Genomic DNA, 13,187 nt, shown 5'->3' with positions numbered 1-13,187 from the left:
GTCAAGGAGAGCACGTGGATCATTATGAATCGATCCGACGTCGCAAAGACGGTAGTCTGCTCCAGGTCTCGCTGTCGATTTCTCCGATTTTTGATAAGGATGGGAGAGTTATCGCGGCGTCAAAGATTGCGCGGGATATTACCGGACGGAAACTCTCTGAGCTGGCGTTGATGAAAGCGGAGAAGTTGGCAGCTGCCGGACGTCTGGCAGCCACTATGGCTCATGAAATCAACAACCCATTGCAAGCTGTTGTAAACCTGATCGATCTCCTTGCAAAATCGCCCCATCTGGATCCGAACGAGCGTTCCTACACGAAGATCGCCGCTGACGAACTCGAACGCATAACGCATCTGACGCGCCAATCGTTGAGCTTCTATAGAGAAAGTACCTTGCCGTCTCAGGTAAATCTGGAGGAAACGATCGAAGGCCTGCTGGATCTATATACAAAAAGAATCGATGCAAAAGCAATTTCGATCACAAAGAAGTATGCCTTGGATGGCCTTTCGATCTACAGCTACCCGGGAGAGATTCGTCAGGTCTTAACAACTCTGCTCATGAATGCAATTGAAGCAATTTCGGACAACGGAAAGATCACAATATCCCTGCGAAAATCATTCGATTGGAGTACTCGCCCCAGACCTGGTGTTCGTATTGCTATCGTCGATAATGGCTGCGGCATTTCGAAGGAGAATGCGGGCCGGATCTTTGATCCGTTCTTCACCACCAAAGGTGAACAAGGGGTAGGTCTTGGTCTGTGGGTAGCTGATGGGATTATCTCTCGTTTAGGCGGCTCGATCAGGATGCGCAGCCGAACCGATGGCCAGCAGCCTGGGACTTGCTTCGCGATCTTCCTCCCCACACAAATACCCAAAGCTTCGCCCGAACCTCGGAAACTTTTGGTCTAACATCATTGCGAATCCCGCGCTGAAGGAGAGGCAGAAAAATACAATGCGGACCGACCGTACGCTGTCCCTCCCTGTTGTGCTTCGCGTGAGTGCTTTAGGAGCGCTCTGAAATCTCATTAGAGAGTTTCTCTTGTATAGTCTGCGCAACCTGATCAACCGAGGTCGGAGTTCCCATTTCTTTTATCTCTTCGTCTTGTGAGATCTCTTGAAGCCCTATGTGGGCAGCTATTCTCTGGTTCATGCGAACGATTGCGGATGTTTCTTTTTCGGTAATAAGCAAAATCTGCAACATCAAATGTTCTCGTTCATCACCCCGCCTCGCCAAGCTCGTTTGTCGCATGAGAATGAAGCTTGCCAGCAATATGGCTTCGAGGGCGACCAGCGTGTCGAAAAGCGGATATGGAAATGGATCGAAATGCCAATGGGTTGTGTGAGAAGAATTCCAGAGAGTCCAGCCCGCGAACCAGAGAAGATGGACCGCAACAAAGGAAATGCGACCGGCGAAGCCGGCGACCCGGTCCGCGAACCGTTCAGGCAGACTGCGGCTCGCAAGGAACTCTTGTTCATGTTTAGCGATCGTCTCGACATGCTCGGCGATTTGGCTAGGGATTTCCATAAGGTGCTCCTGAGAAAATGCCGGTGGATGGACTGGCGTAGTCCCTCCTGCCACCATGAGATGCGGGGAATTAGAAGGGAGAATTGAAATCCGGAAAACGCCCGTAGTCGCGGAAGCTCTACACCACACCACAGGGAAGATCATCTAAAGTCGGATGAACGCATCGTGGAGGTTCCTCCTCGTGGAATCCCTTCATCAAAGGGGATTCCACCTGTAGAATTCTTGGGCTCTACCAGGTATGCAGATTGCCGGGTTCTGAGAATGCAATTGGTTGAGAGAAGAGGGAGCATCTATGGGATTGCGCGTCTTGTCGGTGATTCGCCAGGTTCTTGATGCTGAGGAGAGCGTCAAGATCAAAGATGGCGTGGTGGATCTGAGCAGTAGCAAGCTTGTACTGGACACCATGGACGAGTATGGCCTGGAAGAGGCCCTGCGAATACGGGATGTCCTGCCGGAGACGGAAGTGGTTGCCCTGGCTGTCGGTCCTGCCCGGTGCGAAGAGGCTCTGCGTACCGCGCTCGCCATCGGCGCCGACCGTGCCATTCTGGTGGAGACTTCCGAGCCATTAGATGTCATTACCGTCGGCAATGTGGTGGCACAGGTGGCACGGAAGGAGCAGAGCGACCTGATCTTCTGCGGTGGGCAGGAAGCGGATTGGGATAGCCAGGCATTAGGCGCCTCGATTGCCGAATATCTGAAGTGGCCGCAGCTCACCTGGACGACAGCCCTGAACCTGGAGGGCCGGACGCTCACCGGAACGCATGATGTCGAGGAAGGAACCGAGTCCTTCAAGGTGGAGCTGCCGGCGATCGTCACCACACAGCAAGGGTTGTGCGAGCCGCGGTATCCCACCCTGCCGAACATCATGAAGGCCAAGAAGAAGGATCTGCGACGGGACTCCTTCGAGAGTTTCGGCGTTCGCTCTAAGTTGAAATTCATCCGCAGCGAGATTCAGGTGAAGGAACGGATGCGCAGGATTCTCGACGGTAAGGATGGAAGTGCAGCAGCACAACAGTTGGTGGAATTCCTTCGGAACGAAACAAGGGTGATTGGATGATCCTGATCGTTGCAGAACACTCGAATGGCAAGCTGAATAAAAGCACCTATGAGATGACACAGGCGGCTCGTGACCTGGGCCGCGACGGGCCGGTTACGCTGCTTGCTCTGGGCAGTGGTTTGGCCACCGTTGCGACGCAGGCCGCTCAGCTCGCAGACCAGGTCCTCGTCGCCGATCTCCCAGTGTTGAGCACATACGATCCGGATGTTTGGGCGCAGGCAACCGCACAGATTGCCAAGGAGGGGGAGGCTCATACCGTCTTGATCGGCGGCAGCCGCAGCGGACGGGAATATAGCCCGCGTGTCGCCGTGAAACTGGACGCTCCTTTGGTGGAAGCCGCCATCAGCCTGAAATTTTCAGACGGAACGACCGTGGCCGAACATTACACGCTGCTCGCGAGAGTCGTAGAGCGTGTTGAAGCCCAGGCTTCAGCAGTGGTCGTGAGCATTCATCCGGGGGCGTTTCCGCCTGCGCCGGCAAGGCCGGAAGCTGCCGAGCAATACGACGTGGATCTCGAGTTGTCTGAACCACGCGTGGTTGTGATCGAAAGAAACACGATCAAAAGCAAACGGGTTGCTTTGCAGGACGCCGATGTTGTCGTCGCAGGCGGACGCGGGTTGGGAAGCGCGGAGGCCTATGCTCAACTGGTCGAAGGCCTGGCAGACCAACTGGGAGCGGCAGTTGGTGCGACACGGGCGGTCGTGGATGCGGGTTGGCGGCCTTATTCGGAACAGGTCGGTCAGACGGGAAAAACGGTACAACCGAAGCTGTATTTAGCACTAGGAATCTCTGGAGCGGTCCAGCACCTGTCTGGGATGAACAAAAGTAAATTGGTGATTGCGATCAATCGAGATAGGGAAGCTCCTATTTTCAAGATCGCCGACTATGGGATTGTGGGTGACGTGAAAGAGATTGTTCCAGCGGTCATCGAGAAGCTGAAATGAAGGGCTGAGATCGGAGGGGTAAGAGTATGATGCCACGATAGAAGTTTGAGGGCCGGCATGCTTCCACCGATACAGAAGCTCGCATTTCTGCTCTTCGCTGTTCTTACAGCAGGGATTGGGCTGCACGGCTTTTATCGCGTCTATCGTCGCATTGCCACAGGCCGCAAGGACACAGAGCCGCGCTTCGATCATCTGCTGCAACGTATCCGCTATGCGCTAGTTACCACGCTCACGCAGCGGCGCACCTTTCGGAAACGGCCATCCGTCAGTCTCTTCCACTCTTTTATCTTTTACGGATTTGTCTTCTATCTAGCCGTCAATCTGGTCGATCTCGCCGGTGGCTTCATCCCCTTCGATATCTCCTCGGCCACTCTGGTGGGCGGGTTCTATAACCTGCTTGCCGATAGCTTGAGCACGCTTATTCTGATAGGCKTCGTTGCCCTGGTGATACGCAGGTTTCTGCTTCCGAGCCGCCGGGATTTCAGCTTCAATGAACGAACGTTACTTCACCGTTCTGTGCGGCAGCGATCGATCACTCTCGATTCCATCCTGGTCTCTGCTTTCATCCTGTTTCACGTAGGTAGCCGGGCAATCGGGGCCGGAGCGAAGGTGGCCGGCAACGGGGCTGATCGTTTTCAGCCCTTTGCATCATTGCTGTCGCATCTGTTTTCTTCGCAGAATGCCGAGTCCTGGAGGATCTTCGGTTACTGGGGATCGCTGGGGAGCGTTCTCCTCTTCTGGATGTACTTTCCTCGCACGAAGCACATTCATATCTTTATGGCTCCGGTGAAGTATTTTGCCGCTCGAACGTCGAGCTCCGGAATACTTCCCGCTGTGGAGATAAGCGCTGAGCAGGGAAGTGCTGAGACGGACGAATTCGTCGTTGGCGCAAATAAGCTGGAGGATCTCGCCTGGCCTCGCCTGCTCGATGCCTATGCATGCATTCAGTGCAATCGCTGCCAGGATGTATGCCCGGCGACGGCCACCGGCAAAGCCTTGAGCCCGTCGGCGCTCGAGATCAACAAACGCATGGAGCTGAATGAACTGGCCAGGAATCAACCGAATTTTGAAAAGGGAGAGCCGAGCCCGAAGCCTCTACTGACCTTTGCTCTCTCTCCTGAAGCTGCCTGGGCATGTACGACCTGCGGAGCCTGCATGGAAGTATGCCCCGTGCAGGATGAGCCGATGCTGGATATCATCGACGTTCGCCGACATCAGGTCATGATGGCAGGTGAATTTCCCAGGCAGTTGCAGTCAGCTTTTCGGGGAATGGAACGGGCGAAGAACCCCTGGGGCATCGGCCAGGAGAAACGACTGGATTGGGCCGAAGGCCTTGCTATTAAAACCATCGACGAAAACCCAGAGCCTGATGTGCTTTTCTGGGTTGGCTGTGCAGCAAGCTATGATCCTCAGGCGCAAAAGACCGCGCGAGCCTTTGTGCAGTTGCTGCGATATGCCGGAATTAACTTCGCGGTCCTGGGCAAACGGGAATGCTGTACGGGCGATAGTGCCCGGCGGGCGGGGAACGAATACCTCTATCGCCAACTCGCCGAGCAGAACATTTCCAACTTGAAAGCCTGCAAGCCCAAACTGATTGTGGCAACCTGTCCGCATTGCCTGAACGCACTTGGCGGCGAGTATCGCCAGTTAGGCGGCGACTTCAAGGTGATGCATCACTCTGAATATCTCGCCATGCTTGTTAGCGAGGGAAAACTGGCTGCTGCGGCCACTCTGGACAAGATCACCTATCACGATCCCTGCTATCTAGGCCGCCACAATGGCATTTATGACGCGCCTCGCAACTTGCTGAAGATTCTCGGTAACGGGTTCGTAGAGCTCGAACGCAGCAGAGAGAATTCGTTCTGTTGCGGCGCTGGTGGGGCGCAGTTCTGGAAGGAAGAGGAGCCAGGCACGCAGAGTGTCTCCGAGAATCGATATAACGAGGTCACACGAGTTCTTGCAGGATCAGAGCAGTCCGCATTAGCTGTCGGGTGTCCCTTCTGCAAAAGCATGTTGGGAAGCACGCCGGGGGGCGCCGATCATTCCATTGAGATCAAAGACATCGCCGAGCTCTTACTGGCGGGTGTTGAGAAAGCGTTCGGAATCTCGCACGTTGGTGTCGCAGTGGAATCGGCAGTGATGGAGCCGGCTATACCAGTAACAGAGAAGGCTCATGTTCTTCCTCCAGCAGTCCCAGCTAACGCTGAAGGCTCATTGCAGACGGCTGCCGCGGAGGCAAAACCAGAAAGCCCAAAACGTCCGAAATGGAATCCAAAGGCGAAGGCTCTTCCCAATGCGCCTCCTGTTGTCAATGCATCTCAGGTAGAGAGCAGCCCAGAGCCGATGTTCTCAGAGCGTCCTCAGGTCAGTCCTGAAGCCGTCCAAACTCAGGTGCGGAAGAAATGGACACCAAAAAAGAGCTAAGGAATCGCGCGTTAGCGCTCAACTGCGAGGGCCACGGAATTTCCTCCGCCGAGGCATAAGGCTGCAACGCCTTTCGTTACATCTCTGCGGATCATCTCGTGCAGCAGGGTGACGAGAATCCGAGCGCCGCTTGCGCCAATCGGATGGCCCATCGCAACGGCTCCTCCATTCACATTCACATTGGAGAGATCCAGGTCGAGCTCTTTGGTCACACCGAGAGCCTGAACGCTAAACGCCTCATTGAGTTCATACAGATCGACCTCGTCTTTTTTCCAGGCTGCCTTTTCCAGCACCCTGGTCACCCCGATGACTGGAGCAAGCATGACCCATCGCGGCGCAACACCGCTCTGCGCCTGGGCTCGGATGCGCGCCATGGGCGTGAGCCCTAACTTTGCAGCGCGATGTGAGGTCATCAGGAGCACTGCCGCCGCAGCGTCATTAAGTCCCGGTGCGTTTCCGGCAGTGACCGTGCCGTCTTTTTTAAACACGGGACGCAATGTAGACAGTGCCTGCAGCGAAGCATCCTCGCGAATGCTCTCATCCGACTCGAAGAGGGTAATTGTTCCTTTCTTATCCGGAATCTGCACGGGGACAATCTCGTCTTTGAATCTGCCCTCACGTCGGGCCGAAGCCGCTCTTCTGTGTGATTCGAGGGCATAGGCATCCTGTTGTTCCCGGGTCAGACGGTGCTTTTCCGCAACCAGTTCCGCGGTGAGACCCATGTGCTGGTTGTCGCAGGCGCACCACAGGCCGTCCTTAATCACAGAATCGACCATGCTGCCGTCGCCCATACGCAGCCCCTTACGGGCCTGTGGCACCAGATAAGGAGAGTTCGACATCGACTCCATCCCGCCTGCGACGACAATCTCCGCATCGCCGAGCATGATTGCCTGTGCTCCCAGCCCAACTGCTTTCAATCCGCTGCCGCAAACCATGTTGACGGTGAGGGCGGCGACGGTGTCGGCAAGTCCACCGCCCAACGCTGCCTGGCGCGCGGGATTCTGGCCGAGGCCGGCCGGCAACACGCAGCCCATGATGCACTCATCCACAGAGTCTGGCGCAATTCCTGCACGGCTTACCGCCTCGCGCACAACGACCGAGCCGAGCTGGGTTGCGGCAACCTCGCTCAGTCCACCGAGAAACTTACCAACCGCTGTCCGAACCGCCGATACGATGACTACATCTCGCATTGTTACCACTCCCATCAGGTTGTTCTCACAAAGGGATCGATACGGGCTCAGTGAAGTTGAAAGTGCACAGAGACACCGGAGCGCCTGGCAACCTCTTCAGAGGTTACCCCGTCGGCTAATTCAATGACCACAACTCCATCCGACGTAATATCCATGACGCACAGATCCGTGATGATACGGTTTACGACTCCTGCTCCGGTTAGCGGAAGAGTGCATTGAGGAAGCAGCTTTGGCGAACCATCCTGGGCATTATGCTCCATCATGATCACCACCTGCCGCACGCCGGAGACAATATCCATGGCTCCTCCCATTCCTTTGACGCGCTTACCGGGAATCATCCAGTTCGCCAGATCGCCTTTTTCAGAGACCTGCATGGCTCCAAGGATGGCAAGATCGACGTGGCCTCCGCGAATCATGGCGAATGAGTCGGCGCTTGAGAAGATCGATGCTCCGGGAAGTAAGGTGACGGTTTCCTTGCCGGCATTGATCAGGTCCGGATCGACATCACTGTCCAGGGGAAAGGGACCCATGCCGAGAAGGCCATTTTCTGACTGCAGAATTACGGTCATACCCGCAGGAATGAAGTTGGCGACGAGGGTCGGCATACCGATGCCGAGGTTGACGTAATATCCATCCTTCAATTCAGCCGCTGCACGCTGAGCCATCTGGTGACGTGTCCATGGCATGGTCAGATCATCCTCGTTGTCTTGCGTTCGATTCGTTTTTCGGGAGAGGGATTGTGGATGACCCGCTGCACGAATATGCCGGGAGTGTGTATCTCATCGGGGTCGAGCTCTCCCGCAGCGACGATGATCTCTGCTTCAGCCACGGTGATTTTGCCGCAGGTTGCGGCCAGCGGATTGAAGTTGCGGGCTGTGCGTCGAAAGACCAGGTTCCCGTGCGGGTCGGCCTTCCATGCCTTTACCAGGGCAAGGTCAGCTTGAAGACCACGTTCGAGGATGTAGGTTGTCCCATCGAACTCTTTGTGTTCCTTGCCTTCGGCTACGATGGTTCCGACTCCGGTGCGCGTGTAGAAACCGGGGATTCCTGCGCCTCCGGCGCGCATGCGTTCCGCCAGCGTGCCTTGAGGAACGAACTCGACTTCGAGTTCTCCCTGGAGAAACTGGCGTTCGAACTCAGCGTTCTCTCCCACATAGCTGGAGATCATCTTTCGGATCTGCCGGCTTTCGAGCAGCAGGCCCAGCCCCCAGCCGTCCACTCCCGCGTTATTGCTTGCTACGGTAAGGTCCCGGACACCAGAATCGCGCAGAGCCAGAATCAATGCTTCCGGGATGCCGCATAATCCGAATCCGCCGATGGCCAGGAGCATGCCATCTTTTACGATTCCCTCGAGTACAGCCGCTGCACTTGGCCAGAGTTTGTCCATTATCCGTGCCTGTTTAGAGCCGTCCGCTATCGAACGGCCGATACGGCGATTCGATAGCGGCGAACGCTCGTTCTCCACAACATCGAAGGACGATAGCACCTTTGCCCGGGAAAGAAAAATCAAATGCGCCCGGCTCTGATGGGATTGTCTTTCTCATCTGGCGGTGCCATACTCCCTGTCGAACGATGGATGAGCTGATTGGCGATTCCCAATGGGCGCCGCCTGCACGTGGAGCAAAGGTGAAGGTACAAAAACTGAGCAGCATCAAACGTTGCGATCCGGCTAGCTCCAATGCGATATCACGGGCTGAAGAAGGATTCGGGGTCATCCATCGGCCATTGCAGCCATCGTTCCCCTCTCACAACCCTTTGGAAGCCCTTACAGGCCTCCCCAACTTTATTTCAGCCTGCTGTTTCGCAGGCCCAAACCGCAACATGGGCAGATAGCTGCTCATGGGAGCGATTTATGACGGGAAAAACTGAAACAGGAAGAAAGGAAGTCATGGGATGACGGCCTTTGTCGTGGAGAAAGATACCCCCGGCTTTCGTCCGGGCAAGAAAGAAGACAAGCTGGGGTTGCGTGCTTCCGATACTTCGGAATTGATCTTCGAAGACTGCCTGATTCCTGATGAAAACCGTTTAGGCGTGGAAGGGGAAGGCTTCGTCGATGCGATGCGAGTGCTCGATGGCGGACGAATCTCCATCGCCGCCCTGGCGCTTGGAATCGGCCGGGGTGCATATGATGCCGCGCTGAAGTATGCCAAGGAGCGGCACCAGTTTGGCAAGTCAATAAGCCAGTTCCAGGCAATCCAATTCAAGCTGGCGGATATGGCGACAAATCTGGAGGCCGCAAAGTTGCTGACACTCAACGCAGCTCGCATGAAGAATGCTGGCCGCAAGACCACCTTGGAGTCATCAATGGCGAAACTCTTTGCAGGTGAGGCTGCCGTCCGTATCTGCGATGAATGCGTGCAGATTCATGGCGGCTATGGTTTCATCAAGGACTACCCGGCAGAGAAGTTCTATCGGGACGTAAAATTGTGCACAATCGGCGAGGGGACCAGCGAGATTCAGCGCATGGTAATTGCACGCGAGATTTTGAAGTAGAAATTCGCATTCCGACGAATACCGGGGAGTCGATGTCAGAGGCCGCCAGCAAGAACACGTTGCCGACAAAACTGGATGGCACTGCTCCGCGTGTCCGCAACAACCATCAGGCGCTGCTTACGTTGCTTGCGGCAATGCGCGAGGAGCAGGCAACGATTCGCCTGGGCGGCGGAGCCAAAGCCATTGACGCACAGCACGCCAAGAAGAGATTGACAGCACGGGAGCGCCTGGAACTTCTGCTCGATCCCGGCACTTCGCTTCTGGAGCTTGGTCTCTACGCCGCCCATGGCATGTATGAGGAGTGGGGCGGAGCTCCCGCCGCGGGAGTTGTCACCGGCTTAGGGCGGGTTTGCGGAAGGCTGGTCATGGTCGTCGCCAATGATGCAACCGTGAAAGCCGGCGCCTTCTTTCCGCTGACGGCGAAGAAGGTGATTCGTGCGCAGACGATTGCTCTCGATAACCGCATTCCTACACTCTATCTGGTCGATTCCTCCGGAGTCTTCCTGCCGCTGCAGGAGGATGTATTTCCCGATCAGGATGACTTCGGCCGCGTCTTCCGCAACAACGCTGTGATGTCAGCACGAAACATTCCCCAGATCACCGCAATTATGGGCATGTGCGTAGCGGGCGGAGCCTATCTTCCCGTCATGACCGATRCCGTACTGATGACCGAAGGCAGCGGGCTTTTTCTTGCTGGTCCCGCTCTTGTCCAAGCGGCCATCGGGCAAAAGGTTGGTGCCGAGGAGTTAGGTGGGGCGACCATGCACGCGGAGATCTCCGGCACGGTCGACTTCAAAGAGTCCGATGACCACGCCTGTCTTGCAAGGGTTCGTTCTCTTGTCGGAAAGCTGGGACATCGAAATCGTGCGCCGTTCGATGCCATTCCCTTCGATCCGGAAAAGGATGCTCCCCTCTATCCTGCGGACGAACTCTATGGGTTGATTGATCCCGATCCAGTACGCGCGGCCACGAATACCTATGACGTGCATGAGGTGATAGCGCGCATTGTCGATCAGTCGGCGTTCGACGAATACCGTCCTGACTATGGACGCACTCTGGTTTGCGGTTACGCGCGGATCGGCGGATATGCTGTAGGGATTGTTGCGAATCAAAAGCAGCACCAGAACATGGTGATGCCAGGCGGCGAACGTCGCACGGAGTTTGGTGGCGTCATCTATACCGAAAGTGCAGAGAAGGCCGCCAGATTTATTCTCGACTGTAACCAGAGCCTGATTCCCCTGGTCTTCCTCCACGACGTCAATGGATTTATGGTTGGCCGTGACGCCGAGCAGAACGGCATCATTCGTGCAGGGGCGAAGATGGTCACGGCGGTTTCCAATTCCGTTGTGCCCAAGATCTCTGTGATCCTTGGCGGTAGTTTCGGAGCGGGCCACTATGCGATGTGCGGCAAAGCCTATGATCCACGTTTCATCTTTGCCTGGCCCACGGCGCGTTATGCCGTGATGAGTGGGGCGTCTGCTGCGAATACGCTAGTAGAGGTGCGCGTTAAGCAACTCGAGCGCAAAGGCCATGCGATCACAGAAGAAGAGCGAAAGCAGATCTTCGATGAGATCAAGAACACCTACGATGCGCAAGCCGACCCGCGCTATGGCGCCGCTCGCTTATGGATTGATGCGATCATCGATCCCACGGAGACGCGTACAGTATTGATCAGCGCGCTTGAAGCCGTCAGCCTCAACCCTGACGTTGAGAAGTTCAATCCAGGCGTGATTCAAACGTAGCGTTTGCAAAAAGATGATGAATACGGTCAAGTTGATTGAGTGTCCCCGCGATGCCTGGCAAGGGCTCTCCAGGATTATTCCTGCCGAGGTCAAAGCCGATTACCTTCGCATGCTGATCGCTGCCGGGTTTCGGCATATCGATGCGGCCAGCTTTGTCTCTCCCAAAGCCGTTCCGCAGATGGCTGATTCGGAGAAGGCCCTCGCGTTCGTTGATCCGCCGGGAGATGTTGAGATCATCGGAATCGTGGTCAACGCAAAAGGAGCGGAGCGGGCAATTAAGACGGAGGTGGTAACGACACTCGGTTTCCCCTACTCCATCTCGCCGGAGTTTCTACACAGAAACCAGAATCAGACGGCGGAGCAGGCGTTGGATGAACTCGAAACCATAGGTGAGATGGCTTATAAAGCAGGCTTGAATATAGTGGCCTATGTATCAATGGCCTTTGGCAATCCATACGGCGATCCGTGGAGCATCAACGAAGTTACCGCCGCTTGTGAACTACTCGTTGAGAGCGGTGTCAGGCAGATCTCCATCGCAGATACGGTCGGCTTGGCTACCGCGGAACAGATCGGCGAAGTCTTTTCGGCAGCGCGTGAGTCGGTGGATAGCGAGATTGAAGTCGGACTCCACCTGCATTCGAAGCCAGGAGATGCGGCAGCAAAGGTTCGCGCGGCCTATCTCGCGGGCTGCCGTCGTTTCGATACGGCCATTGCCGGTCTCGGCGGATGTCCCTTTGCACAGGATGACCTGGTCGGAAATATGCCAACCGAGGCGGTTATGGCTGAGCTTGCCGGCATGGGAGTCCCCCCGCCGGAGATTTCTCCGCTAGAGACATTGATCGCGCTGAATCGAGAGTTTTCCAGGCGCTATGGGCAATTGGAAACACAGAGGACGGCTCCGTGAATACGCTGCTGACAGATCTGGAAGAAGGCATTCTGACGATCACGCTGAACCGCCCGGAGCGGCGCAATGCATTGACTCCTGAGATGCAGGAGGAGCTGATCGCAGCCTTTGAGGCGGCCAAAAAAGGTGCTGCCAAGGTACTCATCTTGACTGGTGCCGGTACGGCTTTCTGTTCCGGGCTGGATCTGGCTGTGCTGGAGTCAATGTTTGCGCAAACAGTTGAGGAGCAGAAGGCGGATGCGCGACGTACCGCGCAACTCTTTCGTGAGCTGTATGCCCTTCCCATACCAACTATTGCGGCGGTCAATGGCCACGCCATCGCCGGGGGGACGGGGTTGGCTACCCTCTGTGACTTCACCTTTGCCGTTCCAGGGGCAAAGTTCGGATATACGGAAGTGAAGATCGGTTTCATCCCGGCGCTGGTCTCCGTCTTTCTCGGTCTGCAACTCGGCGAGAAACAGGCGAGAAACCTTTTGCTGACCGGGCAGCTTTTTGACGCACAGCAAGCGCACGAACTCGGGTTGGTGAACGAGATTGTTGAGGGCGAGACGTTGTTGGAGCGGGTGCACCTCTTCGCGCACGAACTCCTCCAGAACAGCCCGGCTGCAATGCGAAAAACAAAAGAGCTGCTGATCGCTCAGACTGCTTCGGAGCTGGACGCAAGAATTGAACGGGCCGTGAGTGCCAGTCTCCACGCCAGGCAACAGCCTGACTTCCAGGAGGGCGTAACGGCGTTTCTGAACAAGCGGAAGCCTCGCTGGCAAGACTAGGCCCCAATTCGGACAGCCCATACTCTGGGTGCCCCATTCTTCGCTGTGAAACCGCAAAGGGTGGGTATCGGGCTTTAGCGCGACCCTCTCTGATGTTTGAAGTGCCTCCGCAACTGCTTGAAAAGACGGTGTTAAACACTCC

The 13,187-nt window shown here is 55.9% G+C and carries 12 protein-coding genes; 8 read left to right on the top strand and 4 right to left on the bottom strand.

Annotated elements, in window-relative coordinates; all coding sequences use genetic code 11:
• Positions 1-905: two-component system sensor histidine kinase NtrB (locus AB4043_RS04910; protein WP_442306595.1), on the top strand; the 905-nt coding region annotated here is incomplete at its 5' end.
• Between the two features lie 94 nt (positions 906-999).
• On the opposite strand, the gene AB4043_RS04905 is transcribed toward AB4043_RS04910, so the two are convergent.
• A complete protein-coding gene (locus AB4043_RS04905) occupies positions 1,000-1,521 on the bottom strand; it encodes a DUF1003 domain-containing protein (protein WP_442301552.1) in 522 nt (173 codons plus the stop codon).
• Between the two features lie 292 nt (positions 1,522-1,813).
• Between AB4043_RS04905 and AB4043_RS04900 the strand changes: the two genes are divergently transcribed.
• Genes AB4043_RS04900 through AB4043_RS04890 form a run of 3 tightly spaced genes read left to right on the top strand, consistent with a single transcriptional unit; the run spans position 1,814 to position 5,946 of the window.
• Positions 1,814-2,578, top strand: coding sequence for an electron transfer flavoprotein subunit beta/FixA family protein (locus AB4043_RS04900; RefSeq protein WP_442301553.1), 765 nt, complete (start codon positions 1,814-1,816; stop codon positions 2,576-2,578).
• Positions 2,575-3,522, top strand: a complete 948-nt coding sequence (locus AB4043_RS04895) for an electron transfer flavoprotein subunit alpha/FixB family protein (protein ID WP_442301554.1) — start codon at positions 2,575-2,577, stop codon at positions 3,520-3,522. Before AB4043_RS04900 ends, AB4043_RS04895 begins: the two co-directional genes overlap by 4 nt.
• Before the next feature lie 57 nt (positions 3,523-3,579).
• Positions 3,580-5,946, top strand: coding sequence for a heterodisulfide reductase-related iron-sulfur binding cluster (locus tag AB4043_RS04890; RefSeq protein ID WP_442306594.1), 2,367 nt, complete (start codon positions 3,580-3,582; stop codon positions 5,944-5,946).
• An 11-nt stretch (positions 5,947-5,957) separates the two neighbouring features.
• Here the strand turns inward: AB4043_RS04890 and AB4043_RS04885 are convergent, their stop codons facing one another.
• From AB4043_RS04885 to AB4043_RS04875, 3 genes are read right to left on the bottom strand one after another with little or no spacing between them, the layout of a single operon-like run.
• Complete coding sequence (locus AB4043_RS04885; RefSeq protein ID WP_442301556.1) at positions 5,958-7,136, bottom strand: acetyl-CoA C-acetyltransferase; 1,179 nt, start codon at positions 7,134-7,136, stop codon at positions 5,958-5,960.
• A 47-nt stretch (positions 7,137-7,183) separates the two neighbouring features.
• On the bottom strand, positions 7,184-7,822 hold the full coding sequence (locus AB4043_RS04880; protein WP_442301557.1) for a CoA transferase subunit B: 639 nt from the start codon (positions 7,820-7,822) through the stop codon (positions 7,184-7,186).
• A 2-nt stretch (positions 7,823-7,824) separates the two neighbouring features.
• Positions 7,825-8,523, bottom strand: a complete 699-nt coding sequence (locus AB4043_RS04875) for a CoA transferase subunit A (RefSeq protein ID WP_442301558.1) — start codon at positions 8,521-8,523, stop codon at positions 7,825-7,827.
• Between the two features lie 506 nt (positions 8,524-9,029).
• Between AB4043_RS04875 and AB4043_RS04870 the strand changes: the two genes are divergently transcribed.
• From AB4043_RS04870 to AB4043_RS04855, 4 genes are read left to right on the top strand one after another with little or no spacing between them, the layout of a single operon-like run.
• Complete coding sequence (locus tag AB4043_RS04870; RefSeq protein ID WP_442306593.1) at positions 9,030-9,629, top strand: acyl-CoA dehydrogenase family protein; 600 nt, start codon at positions 9,030-9,032, stop codon at positions 9,627-9,629.
• Positions 9,630-9,661: 32 nt separating this feature from the next.
• Entirely contained in the window at positions 9,662-11,371 is a 1,710-nt protein-coding gene (locus AB4043_RS04865; protein WP_442306592.1) for an acyl-CoA carboxylase subunit beta, read from the top strand.
• Positions 11,372-11,384: 13 nt separating this feature from the next.
• Positions 11,385-12,275, top strand: coding sequence for a hydroxymethylglutaryl-CoA lyase (locus AB4043_RS04860; protein ID WP_442301561.1), 891 nt, complete (start codon positions 11,385-11,387; stop codon positions 12,273-12,275).
• A complete protein-coding gene (locus AB4043_RS04855; RefSeq protein ID WP_442301562.1) occupies positions 12,272-13,045 on the top strand; it encodes an enoyl-CoA hydratase/isomerase family protein in 774 nt (257 codons plus the stop codon). The genes AB4043_RS04860 and AB4043_RS04855 overlap by 4 nt, the downstream gene beginning before the upstream one ends.
• Positions 13,046-13,187: the final 142 nt, after the last annotated feature.

The sequence above is a fragment of the Terriglobus sp. YAF25 genome, assembly GCF_052113305.1.
Classification (GTDB): Bacteria; Acidobacteriota; Terriglobia; order Terriglobales; family Acidobacteriaceae; genus Terriglobus.
The sequence above is the reverse complement of the archived record's forward strand: the minus strand, read 5'-3'. Positions and strand labels throughout refer to the sequence as shown.

Bases quoted from the DNA above. Each gene is read 5' to 3' on its own strand.
- AB4043_RS04870 (WP_442306593.1), top strand. From the start codon at position 9,030: ATGACGGCCTTTGTCGTGGAGAAAGATACCCCCGGCTTTCGTCCGGGC.
- AB4043_RS04875 (WP_442301558.1), bottom strand. From the start codon at position 8,523: ATGGACAAACTCTGGCCAAGTGCAGCGGCTGTACTCGAGGGAATCGTA.
- AB4043_RS04860 (WP_442301561.1), top strand. From the start codon at position 11,385: ATGATGAATACGGTCAAGTTGATTGAGTGTCCCCGCGATGCCTGGCAA.
- AB4043_RS04895 (WP_442301554.1), top strand. From the start codon at position 2,575: ATGATCCTGATCGTTGCAGAACACTCGAATGGCAAGCTGAATAAAAGC.
- AB4043_RS04880 (WP_442301557.1), bottom strand. From the start codon at position 7,822: ATGCCATGGACACGTCACCAGATGGCTCAGCGTGCAGCGGCTGAATTG.
- AB4043_RS04900 (WP_442301553.1), top strand. From the start codon at position 1,814: ATGGGATTGCGCGTCTTGTCGGTGATTCGCCAGGTTCTTGATGCTGAG.
- AB4043_RS04885 (WP_442301556.1), bottom strand. From the start codon at position 7,136: ATGCGAGATGTAGTCATCGTATCGGCGGTTCGGACAGCGGTTGGTAAG.
- AB4043_RS04905 (WP_442301552.1), bottom strand. From the start codon at position 1,521: ATGGAAATCCCTAGCCAAATCGCCGAGCATGTCGAGACGATCGCTAAA.